The organism is Rothia sp. CCM 9416 (assembly GCF_048513535.1).
In the GTDB taxonomy this organism is placed as follows: Bacteria; Actinomycetota; Actinomycetes; order Actinomycetales; family Micrococcaceae; genus Rothia.
Genome location: NZ_JBLXXR010000005.1, coordinates 89,734 through 107,711 on the forward strand (window position 1 = coordinate 89,734; position 17,978 = coordinate 107,711).

The following is a 17,978-nucleotide window of genomic DNA, read 5'->3' on the forward strand; positions in this document are numbered from 1 at the left end:
GAGTGCTACTGAGTCGATGAGTAGTAGAGTAGGGGCCAAGGCACTATGAAGTAAGGAATCATCACCCCTATGCCACAGCTAAATCGCACGGCTCCCTGGAAACAGGATCCCACAAAAGAGCAGAAACCCCGACATACCTGGCTTAGGGTTCTGATCGCCCTGACCCTCGCCCTGGTCTGGTTGGGGGTTGCCGGAGTGGGTGGCCCCTACTTCGGTAAAATTTCTGAGGTCTCCACCAACTCGCAAACTGACTTCCTGCCTGCCTCGGCTGAATCAACCCGGGTCGTTCAAGAACAGGGCGACTTCTTGGGAACCGACGCCATTCCCGCAATCCTGGTATTTGAGGCCCAAGGCCAGCTGACCGACGCTCAGCGCACCTACCTGGAAGGTCTTACCGACCGGCTGGCCCAGAACGACACTTTCACCGGTGAGGCTTCACCCGTTATCTACTCAGAGGATGGACGGGCTGCCGAAATCATTCTGCCTATCAGCACCGAGGGTAAAACCGGTGACACTGTAGAAGCAATCCGGGAAGATATCAGCCAGGTCCCCGATGGACTGACCGGCTATGTGACCGGACCGGCTGGCTTTACCGCGGATCTGACGGAAGCCTTTGGCGGCATTGACGGCCTGCTTCTGATAGTGGCTTTGGCTGTTGTCTTTATTATTTTGTTGGTGGTTTACCGCTCACCACTACTACCCATTTTGGTGCTGACATCATCGGTGGTTGCGCTCTCGGGAGCTATCTTCGTGATTTGGCATATGGCTAATGCTGGTTGGGTCATGATTAACGGCCAGGTTCAGGGCATCTTGCTCATTCTTGTGGTGGGTGCGGCCACTGACTATTCCTTGCTCTATGTGGCCCGCTACCGTGAAGCCCTAACCCAGTACAGCTCCCGCTTCCAGGCCACTACCGTAGCCTGGAAAGGCTCCCTAGAACCAATCCTGGCTTCCGGTGGAACCGTGATCGCCGGTCTACTCTGTCTCTTACTTTCAGAACTTGCATCGAACAAGGCACTGGGCCCGGTAGCCGCAACCGGTATTGCGCTCTCTATGCTGGCGTCGTTGACCTTCCTGCCCGCCGTACTGGCTCTCTTTGGCCGTGTTGCCTTCTGGCCTGCCCGCCCCAAGTACGCAGGCCAGGTGCGCGAGGCCTCTACCGGCCTGTGGTCGCGCATCGCCTCCTTCGTAGCGGCTAAACCCCGTAAGGTTTGGTTGGCTACCGCACTTCTGCTGGCGGTCTTTGCGGGCTTCTCCACCACTTTCCAGGCAGAGGGCGTACGCCAGTCCGACCTGGTACTGGGTGCCTCCCAGGCTCGGGACGGCCAAAATGTGCTGGCTGAACACTTCCCAGGTGGCACTGGCTCCCCGGCCAACATTATCGTGCCCCTAGCGCAGAAAGATGCGGCTATTGCTGCTCTTGATCACCTTGAGGGCGTCAGCTCGGTTGCCGCTATTTCTGCTGATTCCCCGGCAGGAACCGTGCCGGTAGGGGCTTCTGCTGAGAGTCTGCCCCCCATCTTTGCTGCTGCCAGCCCCACCGAGGTAAACGGCCGCGTGATGCTCCAAGCAACCCTTGCTGATCCGGCTGATTCCACGCAGGCAGAAGCAACCATTCTGGAGATCCGTCAAGCCTTTGAGAGCCAGGCTCCTGAGGCCCTAGTGGGCGGGGCTAGCGCATCGGATTTGGATACTATCACCAGTGCCCAGCATGACCGGGCACTGATTATCCCGGTGGTGCTGGCAGTTATTTCGCTGATTCTAATGCTGCTCCTGCGCTCGATTCTAGCTCCGCTCATTCTGGTGGCCGCCACGGTACTGTCCTACCTGACTGCGCTGGGCGTCTCAGCCCTGGTCTTTAACCATATTTTCAAGTTCCCCGGCGCAGACCCCACCGTGCCTCTCTTCGGGTTCGTATTCCTGGTGGCTCTGGGCATTGATTACACCATCTTCCTGATGACACGGGTACGCGAAGAAACCCTGCTCACGGATACCAGGCAAGGCTTGCGCACCGCCCTGGTTGCAACCGGCGGGGTGATTACCTCAGCGGGTATCGTACTGGCTGCGACCTTTGCTGCCCTGGGCGTTATCCCGCTCATCTTCCTGGCTCAGCTGGCCTTTATCGTTGCCTTTGGTGTGCTTTTGGACGCTACCGTTGTGCGGGCTCTGCTGATACCGGCCCTGGTAGAGGACTTCGGTAAGAAAATCTGGTGGCCCTCTAAACTCTCAGGCTAGGACGGTAAACCCAAGGCGATAATCGTAATTACAAGAGCACTCCGGTGACCGGAGTTCTCTTGTAATTTTTTTGCCCGCTGTCTTTGCGGTCCTTAGCTCCTAGAAGCTGGTAAAAATTTATCCTTGGTGGATAAAGGCCAGGTAGTTAGCTATGAAGGTATCTGCTTTCTGCTGTTGCTCCCAATCAAGAATCAGTTTGCCTTCTGCACGGGCCTCTCGCGGTATGCGGATACCGAGACCCTGGCTGTCCATCAGGTCAGCACCTACAAAGTTAATAAGATGCTCCAGGCTTTTGAGAGCAAATTTGCCGTAGCTGGAGTTGGCAACCGAGGCAATACCCACCTTCTTACCGGCTAGGACAGTGGGAGTTCCTGGGGCTTCAGCAGGATCGGGCCGTGAGGCCCAGTCGATCAAGTTTTTGAGGCGAGCGGGGTAAGCGCCGTTGTATTCGGGAGAGACAATAAGTAGCCCGTCTGCCTGCTTAATATCGGCGCGGAGCTGGGCAATAATAGCTCGGGTGGGGAACTCATCATTCTGACTGAGTAAGGGTATATGGGAGTAGTTGTAGACTTCTGCCTCAAGGCCCCTAGCCTGGGCGGTTTGAGCGAACTGCTCGGCGAGCTGGGTGTTGAAGGAACCTGTCCGGTCTGAGCCGGAGATGATAAGAATTTTTGCTGACATGGTGCTACCCTTTCACACGAAGCCCAAAGCATTTACCCTAGCTAACGTATTGTATCTGTCAAGTAAATCTTGGTGGCCTTGTTGCTGCTGCCCCTATACGTCTTGCTGCGGGACTACTCTTCGGTCAAGTCTACCCGGCAGCGCATCAGGGAAAAGTTCGAAAGGGAGTTTTTATGCTGGACAGGCAGAGATGCCCCTGGGCTCTCCAGAGCCAAATTGAGCGTGATTATCACGACAGGGTATGGGGCAGACCCCAACACAATGACAGGGCCCTCTTGGCCATGCTTAACCTGGAAGGGCAACAGGCAGGCCTCAGCTGGTATACCGTGCTTTCCAAAATAGAGTCACTCTACCGGGCCTATGCGGACTTTGACCCCGAAGTTTTAGTGACCTATGGGGACCAGCAGGTCGCTAGGCTCATGCAGACAGAGGGGATTATCAGGAATCAACTCAAAATAAGGTCAGTTCTGGCTAATGCACATGCTTATGTTGAGGTCTGCCATGAGTTTGGATCTTTTGATAATTACCTCTGGAGTTTTGTGAACTATCAGCCCATCATTAACTTCTGGAAGAGCTCAGAACAGGTACCGGCTCGAACCGACCTATCCGAGTCTATGAGTAAGGACCTCAAGGCTAGGGGTTTTAAGTTTGTGGGGCCCACAACTGTCTATGCCTTTATGCAGGCAACAGGTATGGTCAATGACCACCTGCTGACCTGCCCTATCAGGGAACAAACTTTAGGCACAAGAAAAGCCCCTGCTTCCTTGTTAAGAAACTGGGGCTAGCTGTCGGGATGACAGGATTTGAACCTGCGGCCTCGTCGTCCCGAACGACGCGCGCTACCAAGCTGCGCCACATCCCGATGTTGTTAGAACAACTGTTCAATCATAACTCCTGCCCCGGCCCACCGCAAACCGGTGTTCCGGGGCTAAGGCGGTATAGCGGCCTAGCGGGTGGCCTTTTCGAGCAGTTGAAGAATGTTCTGGTAGGTATGGCCGGTGGCCTCGGTCATGCCCTGCTCGCAGGTGCGGTTGGTGGAGGCGTAGGCCTCAAAGCTTCGGGAATTGACCTCAGCGGCTTCTGCAGCGGTGGCGCTGGCGGTCAGCTCGGGGTGGAGCATACCCCGGTCCCCAGCGTAGGCGCAGCAACCCCAGGCCTGGGGCACTACAGCATCGGGTGAAATAGCCTGCGCCACTTGCACAAACTTACTGGCAATGCCCAGATGGGTCACGGAACAGGTGGGGTGCAGAGCAAGCGAGGCAATGGGGCCAGTGACGGTGAGCGCGGTGAGCAGGCGGTCAGCGGCAAACTCCACCGAGTCAATGAAGGTCAGCTGGGAGTAATCGCGCCCAGATGCTCCGGGGCCTGACGCGGCAGCTTTTTCTTTCATGACCTGGAGGCCCTCGGTACAGGAGGAAGCATCACAGACAATAGGGAGGCGCCCACCCTGGCTGGCCGCCCAAAGAATGTCGAGAACACGGTCGGCCATGTGCTGGTAGCCGTCGGTGTACCCCTTTGACTTCCACGGGGTTCCACAGCACAGGGACTTGATGCCCTCGGGCACGGTGAACTCTACACCGGCCCGCTGGCAGAGAGTTGTGAAAGCTTCGGTAGCGCTGGGAGCCGGTGCGCCGGTGGAATCTACACCGCCAAACATGGCACCCACGCAGGCGGGGAAGAAGACAATCTCGGCGCGGGGATTGGGCTGGGGTGCGCGAGGCTTGCCGCCTGCGGGCAGGTCTTTCTTGTAGGAGGGGACCAGATCTGTGCCCAGGATTTTGCGCCCGATATCGGTGGCAGTTTTGGGCAGGGGGAAAGGCAGAGCCTTAGCGGTAGTCAGCGCGAGCCCGGCTGTTGAATCAACCGCCGCCCAGTTCTTGGCCGCCAGGTCCCACCCCTTAGCGGCAGCCTTGTTCTGCTGTTCGGAACGGAGTCTTCGCACCAGGTCGCCGGTATTGATCTGCACCGGGCAGCGGGTTAGGCACATACCATCTACCGCGCAGGTTTGCACACCGTGGTAGGTGTACTCGGTGGCAAGCTGGTCAGCCAAAGCGGTATTGCCCTCAGCCTGGGCTGCCTGAATTTCCCGGCGAATAACAATGCGCTGGCGTGGGGTCAGCGTCAGGTCCTTAGAGGGGCAGACCGGCTCGCAGTAGCCGCATTCGACACAGCGGTCCACTTCTTCTTCCACCGGTTCAGCGACCTTAAGGTTTTGGATGTAGCTGGCCGGGTCATCCGAGAGCACCACCCCGGGGTTAAAGACATGCTTGGGGTCAATCAGGGCTTTGAGCTCGCACATGATGCGGTAAAGCTCATCACCAAACTGGCGGCGCACGTAGGGGGCCATAATACGGCCGGTGCCATGCTCAGCTTTCAGGGAGCCGTCCGCATCGAGAATGAGCTGCACCATGTCCTCGGTGAAGGCCTCATAGCGTTTGAGCAGCTTGGCATCGCGGAACTGCTCGTTGAGCATGAAGTGGATATTGCCGTCCTTGGCGTGTCCGAATATGACGGAGTCTTGGTAGCCGTGGGCATCGAAGAGTTCTGAGAGGCTCTGGCAGGTAGTTCCCAGTTTTTCAACGGGCACCACGACGTCTTCGAGCAGGGCGTTTGTGCCGCTGGGTCGGGCGCCTGCCACCGTGGTGTAGAGGCCACGGCGGGCGGCCCAGAGCTTGTTGCGCTCGGCGGCATCGGAGGTCATACGCACCGGCAGGACAGTCGGTAAACCGGCCAGCATGGGGGCCGCCTGATCTTGCTGGTGGGTGATTTCCTCGGCGCTATTGCCCGAGAACTCAACCAGGAGAGTCGCATGATCAATGACCTCAATAGCGGCTAGAGATTCGGGGACCTGCCCGGTGCGCTGGGCTACCCGAATAGAGGTCGCATCCAGCAGCTCGGCGGTTGCTGTGCCAGCTTCAACGAGCTGGGGGATAGCCTTGGTGGCATCAATAAGATTGCTGAAGGTGAGTAGGCCGGTTGTGACGTGGGAAAGTACCGGCAGGGTGCGGTAGGTGGCTGAGGCGACGAAACCCAGGGTACCCTCAGAACCGATCATCAGGTGTTCCAGAATCTTGACGGGTAGTTCGTAGTCCACAAAAGAGTTGAGCCCGTAGCCCATGGTGTTCTTCATGGAGAACTGCTGCTGAATTTTTGCCACCGAAGCTGGGTTATCCAGAATCTGGCGGCGCAGGCGGGTCAGACCCTCGTGCAGGGCGGGCTCCTGGGCGGCCAGTTGGGCATCGGCATCGGGCTCTGCGGTATCAATGACAGTGCCCGAGGGCAAGATAAAGACCATAGAGTCCAGGGTCTTGTAGGTGTTGAATTCCGTGCCCGATGACATACCAGATGAGTTGTTGGCAACCACACCACCGATGGTGCAGGTGCTGATGGAGGCCGGGTCGGGGCCCAGCTTGCGGCCGTAGGGTGCGAGGGCGGTATTGACTGCCTGCACTGTGGCGCCCGGCTGAACCCGAACGCGCTGACCGCCGTCGAGTACCTCGATGCCGCGGAAATGGCGGCGGGTATCTATGAGCAGGCCCTCGGTACCGGCCTGACCCGAGAGAGAGGTGCCGCCAGAACGGAAGGTCAGTGGTAGGTTGTGCCGGTCAGCGGCCGCGAAAATCTTACCCATATCGGCGGCTGACTGCGGGCGGACTACCGCACCGGGCACCAGCAGGTAGTGGGAGGCATCGTGAGCCATAGCCAGCCGGTCGAGCGACGAATTGGAGAAGAAGTCGGAGTGGGTGATATCCCTTAGCTCAGCTGCGAAAGCGGCGATTGAATCTGTGGCAGATCGGGAGAGGGCTTGGCTTGCAGAAGCGACACTCATCGGTGATTTTCCTTGGCTGGGGCGGCGCAGACATTTGAAGAGCAGTGCTGGGCGCCGATGACCAGCCGTGCACATCCTCAATCTATCGGCCTGTGGTGTAGCCCGCAAACGATGGGTCTTGTCTGCTTGAAATAGAGCGGGGGTAAGAACTGCGCCAACAGTGCCTTGGGGCAGATAAGGGAAGGTTTCTCTTGCTTAACACAGCCTCAAAATCGCCTACTGGGTTGCGCTCTACTTAGGTTTCTTGGTCAATTCCTTGGTTCTGTTCCCAGGCTTCAACCATCCGAGCAAACCGCCCGCCGCAAGCTACCAGGGTGCTGGGGGAGCCGTCCTCAACCACCCGCCCGTCATCCATCACCAGGATCCGGTCGGCGGTGAGCACCGTGGAGAGCCGGTGGGCTATGACCAGGGAGGTGCGCCCCGCCAGCAGGGTACCAAGGCCGTGCTGAACCAGCCGCTCGGTGGGGATATCAAGGGAGGCTGTTGCCTCATCAAGAATGAGCACGGCGGGATCAGCCAGGAAGGCGCGGGCAAAGGAAATGAGCTGGCCTTGCCCGGCGGAGACACGACCACCGCGCTTGGCCAGGTGGGTGTTAAAACCCTGGGGTAGGGCGGTGATGAAATCGTAGGCCCCCACCCTACGGGCGGCCTCATGAACCTGCTCATCGGTGGCCTGCGGGTTGCCCAGCCGAATGTTATCGGCAACGGTGCCCTCAAACAGGTAGGCCTCCTGGGTCACCATCACAACCTCGCGGCGGAGCTGATGGTCGCTGAGCTCTCGCAGGTCTAGGCCGTCCAAGCGGATAGAGCCCTGGGTGACGTCGTAAAAGCGAGCTACCAGCTTTGCCAGGGTAGATTTCCCGGCGCCTGTCGCTCCTACCAGCGCAAGGTGCTGGCCCGCAGCTACCTCTAGGTTAAGTCGGTGGAGAGCAGGTCTGCCGGGTAAGTACTCAAATTCGGCCTCATCAAAGACCAAATACCCCTGGGCCGGCCTGCTTCTTTGAGCCGGGTGCTCGGGTTCGGCAACATCAGGTTCTTCCGCCAGAAAGCCGGACACCTTTTCAAGGGCAGAAACTGCCGACTGGAAGAGGTTGTAGAAATCAGAGAGCATAAAGATCGGTTCAAAGACCCGGTTGGCATAGATCACTAGAGCCAGGAGTGTGCCGGCCTGCATGGAGCCGCCCAAAATGGAGTAGCCACCAATCACCAGGACCGTGGCAACAAAGGTATTGCCCAGAGCCTGCAGGGTGGGCATGTAGATGCCGTGGAGCTTAACGGACTGCATAACCCGCATCCGGTACTCTTCGGCGGCCTGCCCATACTGTTCGCGGGCGGTCGCCTCTGCCCGGAAGGCTTTGACTGCGCGGATGCCGGTAAAGGTCTCCGAAAAACGGCCAATGATTCGCGCTGATGTCACACGCTGGGCCCGGTAGGCCAGAGTCGAATTGCGGCGGAACCAGAGGGTAAGTAGGGCAACCGGAAGGCCGATACAGGCCAGGGCCACACCGGCCCGCCAGTCCATCAGGCAGAGCGCTAGTACCGTGAACACAATACTGAGGAGCATGGAGGCAAGTTCCGAGAGCCCAGAATCCAAGAACTGCCGGAGCGTGTCGAGGTCACTGGTCAGGCGGGAGATAACTCGCCCGGAGGTGTAGGTTTCGTGAAAGCTCACCGAGAGTTTCTGCGAGTGCGCAAACATGCGTTGCCGCAGTTCAAAGAGCGCGTTCTGCGAGATTTTATAGGTCAGCAGAATGTTGGTGTAAAGGCAGATACCCGAGATAAGACCGGCTCCCGCGTAGAGCAGGACGACCCGGGTAGCTGGCCCCGGATCCCCACCCCTGAGCGGTTCTATGGTGGTGTTAATTGCCTGTGAGATGAGCCAGGGCATGACGGTGTTGAGCCCCATGGCGATGACCACCAGTATCAGGGTTAACAGCAGGTGGCCGCGCACGGGTCTTAGGATTTCTACCAGCAGGTTCAGAGAACGGCGGCGTACCAGGCCTGCTTCTTCTGCGCTGAGTTCTACCCGGTCTTCGCGGGGCGGTACAGGGTTCATGCCAGGCCCTCCTGTGCTGGGGCTTCGGGTGCCATGAGCTCCCGGTAGTCAGCTCGGGCCAGTAGCTCGGTGTGACTTCCTACTGCGGCAACCTGCCCGTCCTGGAGTAGCACTACCCGGTCGGCCAGCGCCACCGTTGAGGGCCGGTGCGCGGTGAGCAGGGTGGTAGTTTTGGTGAGCTCTTGTTTGAGCTGGTCAATGACGCGTTCTTCGGTGGTGACATCGAGTGCCGAGAGCGGATCATCGAGCAGGAGCACCGCTGGATTGGTCGCAATAGCGCGGGCAAGGGAGAGCCGCTGACGTTGACCGCCCGAAAGACTCATCCCCTCTTCACCGATCACCGTTTCTGCCCCCTCCGGCAGGTGGGCAACAAAATCTGCGGCAGCAACCTTAAGGGCATTCTCTAGCCGTCGGGTCAGTTCTGCCTCGGTGAGGCCCTGGTCTTGAACCCCCAGGAGGACGTTCTCACGGACGCTGGTGGAAAAGAGAACGGGTTCCTCAAAAGCGATAGCTACGGAGGAACGAAGCTCCGGCAGGGGGAGGGAAGCAATATCGTGACCGTCCAGGTAAAGGGCCCCGGAATTGGGTTGGTACAACCGCTGGACCAAGTGTAAGACGGTCGATTTACCGGAGCCGGTGGAACCGACCAGGGCAATAATCTCGCCGGGGCCAATATCCAGGCTGAAGCCCCTTAGGACCGGGCGCTCAGCCGGGCCGTAGCTAAAGTCCACCCGGTCAAACCTAAGGGCTGCGGCCTGAGTTGTTGAGGGGCTAAGGGGTGAGCCAGCCACAAGTTCCACCTCTTCACCGGGTGCACCGACCATGACAGCGCGGTGGCGGTCCATGGAAACCTTGGCAGCCAGGTACATGGAAAGCAACATACCGCTGCGCTCCACCTGCCCCGTCAGCATGGCTACCGTAGCAAAATACCCTGTTAGCCTACCAACACTCAATGAGCCTGCCGCGACAAGCTGAAGACCAACAATCAAAGCAAGCGCCAGTGATAGGCCGCTGGTCATAGCTGTTTGCATACGCATGGCTCCCGTAGCCCGACCGCGCCGGATTTCAAGGTCTTTGAGTTCTGCAGAGCTGGTCGCAAAGCCAGCTAAGGCATGATCGCCCCTTCCTAAGGCTTTGAGCACACGAATACCCTGCACAGATTCTTCAACAGAGGTTGCTAGGTCACCTGCCTTCTCCTGGGAAGCACGGGTGAGCTGGCGGAAAGTACGTACAAACCGCCAGATAAAGAAAACAGTAACTGGAAGACTGGCTAGGAAAATGAGGGCTAGCTGCCAGGAACCGGCAAACATATAGAGCGTTCCCACCAGTACCTGGATAGCGGTGGTGATGAGCTGAATCAGGCCGAAGGCCGTCCAGCGACGCACCGTGCCCAAATCGGACATGGTACGGGTCAGTAGCTGGCCCGATGGCCAGCGGTCGTGGAAAGTAACGGGTGAACGCAAGAGCCGGTCAAAGATTCTGACCCGCATGGTATTCTCCACCTCCGAAGCCGGCTCAACGACCAGCTGGCGGCGTAAGAGGAAAAGCCCCGACTGGAGCAGACCTAAGGCTAAGACTATGCCACCACCGACCCAGATAGCCTGTACGGTGGGCTGATCGGTGAGGAGCGAATCAACAATCCACCCCAAGACCTGCGGTATCGAGATTGCCACAATAGCACTGGTGATAGCCACCAGCAGACCGGCAAACCAGCGCCCCCGGATAGGGCCTGAGTAACGCCAGAGTGTAAGGTCGTGTTCGTTTGTGTCAACAAAAGGCGCTGGCTCAGGTGTGGGTAGAGGCTTAACCCGCAAGAGGCGCAATGACATGTTTACCTTTTCTTCCGGTCTGTGGGTGAGGAAGAGAACCGTTAGTGTGCGTGCTTAGGGAGTGGTCAAAGTGACCAGTACGGCCTCTGGCGGGCAGAAGAGCCGCACCTGGGCAAATCGGGAGGTACCCAGTCCGGCAGAAACCTGTACCGGAATATTACCTTGCAGGGAGACTCCCTTGGCGCGTTCCGGGGGCAGGTCGCAGTTAGAAACCAGTGCCCGGCCACCGGGTAGGCAGACCTGCCCGCCGTGGGTGTGTCCGGCAAAAATTGCTTGGGCGCCGTCCGCTACAAAACGATTGAGGGTACGCAGGTAAGGGGCGTGACAGATACCAAGGCGCAGGCTTGGTGCCGGTTGCCGCTCAAAGGCGGTGGGGGAGAACCCGGGGTGCCGGTCATAGTCCAGGTGAGGGTCATCGACCCCGGAGAACTCCAAGCGCAGACCCTTGAGAATGAGCGTGTCATAGCGGTTAATGAGCCCCAACCAGCCGCGAGCATCGAAAGCATCGTGCATGTCCTGGGTCGGTAGGGGTGCCCGGGTTTCTTGGCTGGCTTCGTCCCCGGTGTTCTTTTTCCACAGGTAGCGGGCCGGGTTCTTGGCGACCGGCGCGAAATAGCAGTTGGAGCCGGGAACGTAGACTCCGGGGAAGTCCAGGAGTGGGTCCAGCGCATCGAGCAGGGCGGGTAGCCCACTGATATGGGAGAGGTTATCCCCGGTATTAATAACCAGGTCCGGTTTCAGCTCGGCCAGCGAATGCATGAAATCCCGCTTAGGCCGCTGGCCGGGAATCATGTGCATATCCGAAATATGCAGAACCTTAAAGTCGGGGCTACCGGCGGGAAGTACCGGTAGAGTCTCGGTGCGAATCGTGAAGTTATTGAGCTCAATAAAGTGGGCATAAGCGGCCGTGGCGGCCCCAGCTAGAGCACCTGCGCCAAGAACCGCTGCTGCGGATCGTGCCAGAGTGCCAGCCGAAGCCGCCACATGAGCAGAATTCAGAGAATTCACATCATTCCTTACTGGTTGGTGCCAAGCACCTTAGCCGAAGGTGTAGTGAAAGCGTCAGTCTTGTAGTTCTTAGCTACAGCGCGCATATAGCGTTGCCACTGAGCACCGGCGTAGGTGGCGCCGTCCACGTAGCTAAGTCGCTGCCCGTTGATGGATAGGCCGTTGAGGGGGCGTGAGCCCTGATCGACGTTACCTACCCAGGAGGCGGTGGCAATGCCACGGGTGTAACCAATCATCCAGGTCTGGGTGGAGTCGTTGGTGGTACCGGTCTTAGCTGCAGAGGCACCGGCTAGCCCGATGCCGCGCTGGTAGCCGGAGCCACTGACTAGCACCTGTTCAAGGACGTAGTTAACGCCATTGGCAACGTCTTCATCGAGTACACGCTCACAGGTAGATTTATAGCCTTTGACCTCTTTGCCGTTCTTGGAGACCTTGGTGAGGGAGCGGGGCTCACAGTAGGTGCCACCGCTGGCAAAGGTAGCGTAGGCCGAAGCCATGGTGAGGGGCGTAGTACCCTTTTCCCAGCCACCTAGCATGTAGGAAGGGCGGGTGATCTCGTAGGGGGGGTTGCCGGCCCCGTCGGTGATGCGGAGCTTGGCCCGCAGGTCGTTAATGGCGCAGGCATCGGTGGTCGATACCATCTTGGCAGTGAAGGAGTTAATAGAGTTCTTAATGCCGTAGGCCACCGTGTTCCAGGTTCGTAGGCCCCCTTCTGCGTTGCTGAAGGAGAACCCCTCGGCATCCTCGGAAAGAATGTACCCGTTGGGCTGGCAGGAAGCCGGCCAGCGGAAGGACTTGGGGTAGTTCAGGGAGGTGCCGTCAATGGTGGCGTTAACGCCCTTACCGTCCTTGATCCACTGGGCAAGAAACACGGGTTTGAAGGTTGAACCGGGCTGGAAACCTGCAGTACCGCCGTGGGCAATATCAACGTTGAAGTTGTAGTAGTTGTCCTCGAAATTGGTTTCGACGGAGTCACCGTAGCCGGAGTTCTGCGCCATGGCAAGAATCTTTCCGCTACCGGGCTCTACAGAAACCAGAGCCGCTGATACCTTATCGGGGTTATTGGCCGAAGGCTGGGTAGCTTCTACCTGGGCCTTGGCTTCCTTCTGGGCCTTAACGTCAACGGTGGTAATAATCTTGTAACCGCCCCGGTAGAGGGCATTCTTACGGTCATCTTCGGTTGCGCCGTAGGTTTCATCATTCAAGAAATCCGTAACAGCGTAAATACAGAAATGGGCGAAATCTCCAGCCGTAGAACAGCCTGAGGGGGTGGTGTGAATATCGAGGTTGACGTCCTCGTTGAGCGCCTCAGAGTATTCATCCTCAGTGATTTTGCCGTCACGGAGCATGGTGCCCAGTACGATGTCCCGACGCTTTTTGGCAAGTTCGGGATTCTTATCGGGGCGGTACATGTTGGGAGAGACCACCATACCGGCAAGAATGGCTGACTGGGAGATATCCAGCTCAGAGGCCGAAATACCCCAGTAGTAGTAGGCGGCGGCTTCCACGCCGTAGTTAGAGCCACCCAGGTTAATGATGTTCAGGTACCCTTCAAGGATCTGGTCCTTGCTCAGGTTCTGTTCCATGGAAATGGCCAGCTTCATTTCCTTGATTTTGTCTAGGTAGTCCTTGTTGGCACCCAGAGTGCCCGCTTCTTCCCCAGACTGCTCGGCAGCATCAATCAGCAGGTTATTGACGTACTGCTGGGTCAGGGTAGATGCACCCTGGCGGTTACCGGGGTTAATCACGTTGTTAACTACAGCGCGTGCAATACCCAGGGGTGAGACAGCCCCGTGCTCGTAGAACTTACGGTCCTCTGAGGAAAGAATGGCATCTTTCATATGCTGTGAAATTTTATCCAGAGAAACCTCTGTGCGGTTCTGAGCATAGTAAGAAGCAAGTTCGGTCTTGCCATCGCTTGCGTAAATAACAGAGGGCTTCGAGAGCGGCCCGTTGCTCATGCTGACAGGCAGAGCCTTAAACCAGTTCATGGATGCGTTGATAGTTGCGCTCATCGCGGTAGTTGGTGGTATCAGAATCAGAGCAACTACGAAGCCGGAGATAATGCTCAGTGCAATAAACTGAATGAAATCGCCCGGAGTGCGGCGCCGTGTACGAACGTTCTTAGAGGAAGCCATTTAACCAGTTTATCGGCTCCCCGGCCAAAGCGCACCACAGGGCCGGGGGACTAGCCCGGAAAAGTCCCTCAAAATCTACCGGCTCGCCTCCGTGTGGAGCTCCCTTTTAGCACCCCACAAGACGCTGTCCCGGCTCCACTCTGTAGTGCACAGTAGGCGCACCGAAGGCTTTGGTTGTTTCAAAACCTACTCTTGAGGCCCGGCCTCTTCGTCTTTTAGGCTCGGGTGGTCTAGGCTTGGTGCTATGGAAAAATGGGAATACGCAACAGTGCCCCTGATGATTCACGCAACCAAGCAGATCCTCGATAACTGGGGTGAAGACGGCTGGGAGCTTGTGGCAGTTCTGCCCGGTGCCGCGCCCAGCGGTGCAACCCCGGCAGGGAACATGGTTGCCCCCACTCAGGGCAATCCGATCGCCTACTTTAAGCGCAAGAAGGCAACTAACTAAACATCGCACCAGAACCGGGTTCGGGCCATAAGGCCTGTAGCCCGGTTTTATGCCCCCCGGACACCCTGTGAGAAAGGGCTTACCGTGTCAAAGATTGAAGACCGCATTAAAGAGCTTGGTTTTGAGCTCCCCGAACTGGCAGCTCCCGTGGCCGCTTACGTTCCCGCTGTAACCAGTGGCAACTATGTTTACACATCGGGCCAGCTTCCCTTCGTGCAAGGCCAGCTTCCGGCTACTGGCAAGGTAGCCGATAAGGGTCAGGAAGGGTTCGTTGACCCTGAGACCGCCCAGAAACTTGCTAGCCTCTCTGCACTCAACGCTTTGGCCGCAGTGAAGTCTGTGATCGGTGACCTTGACCGCGTGACCCGGGTGGTGAAGGTCCTTGGTTTCGTCTCTTCTGACCCCTCTTTCACCGCTCAGCCTGCTGTCATCAATGGCGCTTCTCTGCTGCTAGGCGACATATTCGGTGATGCCGGTGTGCACGCCCGTTCAGCTGTCGGCGTGCCAGTACTCCCGCTCGATTCACCGGTTGAAGTCGAAATTATCGTGGAATATGCCTAGCCAGTCCATGTACACAGGTGCCCTTAAGCAGGTAGCTCCTGCCTCCGCCTCGCGCCCCTACTCCGCGGGAACTGGGGCCGTCCCGCGCGTGCCGGTAGTTAAAACCCACCCGATTCCTCCCAATCAGCAGGACTGCGCCCGCGCCTGGCTTGATCAGGGTGCCTGTGACCAAGCCCCGGCTAAACCTGCCGCCGCAGTGGTCTTTGTGCGAGATGGTGCCAACGGCGTGGAAACCTTTATGACCTACCGGGTTAAATCCCCCATGGGTAGGGTAGCTTTCCCCGGCGGTCTGGGGGTTCGTCAAGACTACGCTCCCCTAGGCTGGGTTGGGCCCGGTGGCGAATACTGGGCTAAGAGTTTTGCCCAGGAAGACCTGGGAGCTACAAGCGCTGTTGTAGTGACCGCTATCCGTGAACTTTTTGAAGAGACCGGTGTTCTGCTGGCCGGTGATAATGAGCTGTCCACTATCGAACTGACCAGCGGCCATGAATGCATGACTTCACGTCAGTCGGTAGCCCAGCAGGAGAAAATTTTCGCGGACTACCTTGAACGCAGAGGCCTAAAAATTAGGGCTGACCTGCTCAAACCTCTGGCCCGCTGGCAGTCCCCGGGTTTCTTTCACAAACGCTATGACGTGCACTATTTCACCTGCGCTGTCCCCGTTGGGCAGAGCCCCTCTCTCCTTGCTGGAAAGGGCATTTGGGGGCGCTGGGTGAGTGCTCGCGACCTGATCGCGGCTCCCTCAAGTACTGCCCTGGGTGATGAAATCGGTCAGCCGGACACCGTGGGGGTACCCTTCCAGGAGCTTGTTACCCCGGGCGTTATGTACCTGCTTGAACAGCTCGCGGGGGCTTCTGGTGCGGTGGCTTTTCTCTCAAAACGCCGCCAGGTTAGCCTCTATCTGCCCGAGGTTAAACGGGACGTCACAGGTACCTGCTACCTGTCAGTAGAGGAAAAGAAAGTTTAGTTTTTATGACTAGCTTTATTCAGGCAAAACAAGAGCAGAATGTGCTCTACTAAGAAGTCCCTGGCTTTTATCAAAGAACTTTAAAGCGGTGGGGTGTTTACTGTTCTGACTGTGTGCTTTATGGCCAGAAATTTTCTACACATAGGGCTATCTGCGGGTGTTCAGGTCGGGGGCGCATTTGAAGAAGTCTTTATAGTCCTTTGACTGTGCTAGGTCCCAGCTCTTGTTCTCCTCAAGAGCTAAGGCCTAGAAAGGAAAACCGGGTGAGACAGTAACTGTCTCACCCGGTTTTTATGTTTCTACCCCTCCTTGAGGGGAGCTTGCCTTAGCGTGAACGCTGGCGCAGGCGCTGAAGGTCAAGAATGACCACTGCGCGAGCTTCCAGACGGATCCAGCCACGGGAAACGAATTCAGCCAGAGCCTTGTTAACGGTCTCGCGGGAAGCACCAACCAGCTGAGCCAGCTCTTCCTGAGTCAGTTCGTGGGCAACCAGAACACCGTCGGTTGCGGGGCGACCAAAGCGGTCAGCCAGATCCAGCAGAGCCTTAGCAACGCGACCGGGAACATCGGAGAAGACCAGGTCAGCCAGGTTTTCGTTGGTGCGGCGCAGGCGGCGGGCCAGTGCCTGAAGAACCTGAGCGGAGATATTCGGTGACTTCTCCATAGCCTTACGCAGGGACTCATGCTTGACACCTGCCAGGCGAGTCTCGGAAACAGCGGTTGCGCTGGTAGAACGGGGTGAAGGGTCAAACAGGGCCATCTCACCGAAGATTTCTCCGGGACCCATGATAGCTACCAGGTTTTCACGACCGTCAGAGGCGGTGCGGCCCAGCTTCATCTTGCCTGAAATAACGAAGTAGAGCTGGTCCCCCTGATCGCCTTCGTAGAAGAGGGTGGCACCGCGGGAAAGGTCTACCTCGGTGATGTCTTCGGTGAGAGCAGCGAATGCTTCATCGTCGAGAGAAGCGAAGAGTGGCGCGCGGCGTAGTACTTCAATATCCATGGTTCTTTTGTTACTCCTAGGGGGATGATTGGTTAGTTTAAGCGCGAACCCTGTTCCTGAGGGCTACGGACTACCTAAGCATAGTCTTTGCCTAGTTCATCACACAGCACTTTTAACTGTGACTTATTCAACTACTTTAGAGCCTACATGATATTCGTGGCTTTGGACACCCATTAAGATTGCTGTTCCGAGCAGTACCAGAGTTTTTTTTAACCGTCCTTTCCCGCTATTTTCAGGTTGAGCCGGTAGGCTGTGAAACCCTTACGGGTAGCCGTGCAGATTACCTGGTTAAATACTTGAGTCTGCCTCCCTCTTTCTTAAGGAGATATATGACCATCCTTGACTGGGTAATTCTTGTCATTATCGGCATCTACTTTCTTGCCGGTTTACGCCAAGGACTTTTTGTTACTCTGGGGACCTTCGTCGGCTTTATCGCCGGTGCCCTAGCTGCCCTCTACGCAACCCCGTGGGCTATCAACCAGGTGAGTTCTCACTGGTATCTGTTAGTGGGGCTGGGCACTGCCTTAGGATGTTTGATTCTTGGCCAAACCCTTGGGATGACCGTAGGTAACCTGATTCGCCGCGCCAGCGATAAGACACCCCTGCGCGGTTTGGAGCGCCTTGCAGGTGGCCTGCTCAACATCTTTTTGAGCGCTCTGGTCATCGTTACCCTTGTTCTGGTGGTCCGACCGCTCGGTATTCCCACCGTTACCGCCCTGACCTCTGAATCTAAGGTGGTTAGCTGGCTGCTCCAGGTAACACCGCCTGCCGCCCAGGAAAAGGTGACAGAGATTAAGGGTCAGCTCGTCCAGGCCGCCGGCCTTCCTGAGGTATCGCATCTTCTCTACCCCGAGCAGGAAGCCCCCAGCGACCCGCTGGAAACAGATGCACTTGAAACTGCTAGCCAGTCGGTTGTGCAGGTGGTGGGTTCCGCAAACGCCTGCAACTACGTATCAGAAGGCTCAGGCTTTGCGGTGGACGGTGGGCTGGTGGTAACAAATGCCCACGTTGTTGCCGGTGTCAGTACCCCATCCCTACTGGGCCGTAACGGGCAGGCAGCTACCGGCCAGGTGGTTTACTTCGATGCAGAGCAGGATGTTGCTATTATCAGTGCCCCTGACTTGGCTCTTGCCCCCCTGCCTATCCAAGGTGCTGAGGTGGCCGCAGGAACCACCGTTGCCTTTATGGGTTACCCCGGCGGAGGGCCTTTTGCCAGCCGTTCA

13 protein-coding genes and 1 tRNA gene are annotated in these 17,978 nt (G+C 57.5%); 6 read left to right on the plus strand and 8 right to left on the minus strand.

Annotated elements, in window-relative coordinates; all coding sequences use genetic code 11:
* Positions 1-69: 69 nt before the first annotated feature.
* The gene (locus tag ACN080_RS03935; protein ID WP_419113094.1) at positions 70-2,235 is read left to right on the plus strand and encodes an MMPL family transporter; all 2,166 of its coding nucleotides are present in this window, start codon (positions 70-72) and stop codon (positions 2,233-2,235) included.
* 117 nt (positions 2,236-2,352) lie between these two features.
* On the opposite strand, the gene ACN080_RS03940 is transcribed toward ACN080_RS03935, so the two are convergent.
* Entirely contained in the window at positions 2,353-2,916 is a 564-nt protein-coding gene (locus ACN080_RS03940; protein ID WP_419099153.1) for an NADPH-dependent FMN reductase, read from the minus strand.
* Positions 2,917-3,089: 173 nt separating this feature from the next.
* Between ACN080_RS03940 and ACN080_RS03945 the strand changes: the two genes are divergently transcribed.
* Positions 3,090-3,701, plus strand: coding sequence for a DNA-3-methyladenine glycosylase I (locus tag ACN080_RS03945; RefSeq protein ID WP_419104773.1), 612 nt, complete (start codon positions 3,090-3,092; stop codon positions 3,699-3,701).
* A gap of 3 nt (positions 3,702-3,704) precedes the next feature.
* Here the strand turns inward: ACN080_RS03945 and ACN080_RS03950 are convergent.
* The 6 genes from ACN080_RS03950 to ACN080_RS03975 form a co-directional block, all read right to left on the minus strand.
* A tRNA-Pro gene (locus ACN080_RS03950) sits at positions 3,705-3,778 on the minus strand.
* Between the two features lie 84 nt (positions 3,779-3,862).
* Complete coding sequence (locus ACN080_RS03955; RefSeq protein WP_419113095.1) at positions 3,863-6,745, minus strand: FAD-binding and (Fe-S)-binding domain-containing protein; 2,883 nt, start codon at positions 6,743-6,745, stop codon at positions 3,863-3,865.
* A gap of 235 nt (positions 6,746-6,980) precedes the next feature.
* The gene (locus ACN080_RS03960; protein WP_419113096.1) at positions 6,981-8,801 is read right to left on the minus strand and encodes an ABC transporter ATP-binding protein; all 1,821 of its coding nucleotides are present in this window, start codon (positions 8,799-8,801) and stop codon (positions 6,981-6,983) included.
* Positions 8,798-10,630: an ABC transporter ATP-binding protein gene (locus ACN080_RS03965; protein WP_419113097.1), complete on the minus strand. Its 1,833-nt coding sequence runs from the start codon at positions 10,628-10,630 to the stop codon at positions 8,798-8,800. Before ACN080_RS03965 ends, ACN080_RS03960 begins: the two co-directional genes overlap by 4 nt.
* A gap of 54 nt (positions 10,631-10,684) precedes the next feature.
* Entirely contained in the window at positions 10,685-11,614 is a 930-nt protein-coding gene (locus ACN080_RS03970) for a metallophosphoesterase (RefSeq protein ID WP_419113104.1), read from the minus strand.
* Positions 11,615-11,646: 32 nt separating this feature from the next.
* On the minus strand, positions 11,647-13,776 hold the full coding sequence (locus tag ACN080_RS03975) for a transglycosylase domain-containing protein (RefSeq protein WP_419113098.1): 2,130 nt from the start codon (positions 13,774-13,776) through the stop codon (positions 11,647-11,649).
* 244 nt (positions 13,777-14,020) lie between these two features.
* Here ACN080_RS03975 and ACN080_RS03980 point away from each other — a divergent pair, with 244 nt between their 5' ends.
* The 3 genes from ACN080_RS03980 (at position 14,021) to ACN080_RS03990 (ending at position 15,752) form a co-directional block, all read left to right on the plus strand.
* Positions 14,021-14,224, plus strand: coding sequence for a hypothetical protein (locus ACN080_RS03980; protein ID WP_419099159.1), 204 nt, complete (start codon positions 14,021-14,023; stop codon positions 14,222-14,224).
* Positions 14,225-14,308: 84 nt separating this feature from the next.
* Entirely contained in the window at positions 14,309-14,785 is a 477-nt protein-coding gene (locus ACN080_RS03985; RefSeq protein WP_419104768.1) for a RidA family protein, read from the plus strand.
* Entirely contained in the window at positions 14,778-15,752 is a 975-nt protein-coding gene (locus ACN080_RS03990) for an NUDIX hydrolase (RefSeq protein WP_419113099.1), read from the plus strand. Before ACN080_RS03985 ends, ACN080_RS03990 begins: the two co-directional genes overlap by 8 nt.
* 325 nt (positions 15,753-16,077) lie before the next feature.
* On the opposite strand, the gene ACN080_RS03995 is transcribed toward ACN080_RS03990, so the two are convergent.
* The gene (locus tag ACN080_RS03995; protein WP_083091991.1) at positions 16,078-16,755 is read right to left on the minus strand and encodes a Crp/Fnr family transcriptional regulator; all 678 of its coding nucleotides are present in this window, start codon (positions 16,753-16,755) and stop codon (positions 16,078-16,080) included.
* A 329-nt stretch (positions 16,756-17,084) separates the two neighbouring features.
* Here ACN080_RS03995 and ACN080_RS04000 point away from each other — a divergent pair.
* Positions 17,085-17,978, plus strand: an 894-nt coding sequence (locus ACN080_RS04000; RefSeq protein ID WP_419113100.1) for a CvpA family protein, incomplete at its 3' end; no start/stop codon positions are given.

What these genes read in the sequence shown, in the direction of transcription:
- ACN080_RS03935 (WP_419113094.1), top strand. Translation starts at nt 70, where the DNA reads ATGCCACAGCTAAATCGCACGGCTCCCTGGAAACAGGATCCCACAAAA.
- ACN080_RS03940 (WP_419099153.1), bottom strand. Translation starts at nt 2,916, where the DNA reads ATGTCAGCAAAAATTCTTATCATCTCCGGCTCAGACCGGACAGGTTCC.
- ACN080_RS03945 (WP_419104773.1), top strand. Translation starts at nt 3,090, where the DNA reads ATGCTGGACAGGCAGAGATGCCCCTGGGCTCTCCAGAGCCAAATTGAG.
- ACN080_RS03955 (WP_419113095.1), bottom strand. Translation starts at nt 6,745, where the DNA reads ATGAGTGTCGCTTCTGCAAGCCAAGCCCTCTCCCGATCTGCCACAGAT.
- ACN080_RS03960 (WP_419113096.1), bottom strand. Translation starts at nt 8,801, where the DNA reads ATGAACCCTGTACCGCCCCGCGAAGACCGGGTAGAACTCAGCGCAGAA.
- ACN080_RS03965 (WP_419113097.1), bottom strand. Translation starts at nt 10,630, where the DNA reads ATGTCATTGCGCCTCTTGCGGGTTAAGCCTCTACCCACACCTGAGCCA.
- ACN080_RS03975 (WP_419113098.1), bottom strand. Translation starts at nt 13,776, where the DNA reads ATGGCTTCCTCTAAGAACGTTCGTACACGGCGCCGCACTCCGGGCGAT.
- ACN080_RS03980 (WP_419099159.1), top strand. Translation starts at nt 14,021, where the DNA reads ATGGAAAAATGGGAATACGCAACAGTGCCCCTGATGATTCACGCAACC.
- ACN080_RS03990 (WP_419113099.1), top strand. Translation starts at nt 14,778, where the DNA reads ATGCCTAGCCAGTCCATGTACACAGGTGCCCTTAAGCAGGTAGCTCCT.
- ACN080_RS03995 (WP_083091991.1), bottom strand. Translation starts at nt 16,755, where the DNA reads ATGGATATTGAAGTACTACGCCGCGCGCCACTCTTCGCTTCTCTCGAC.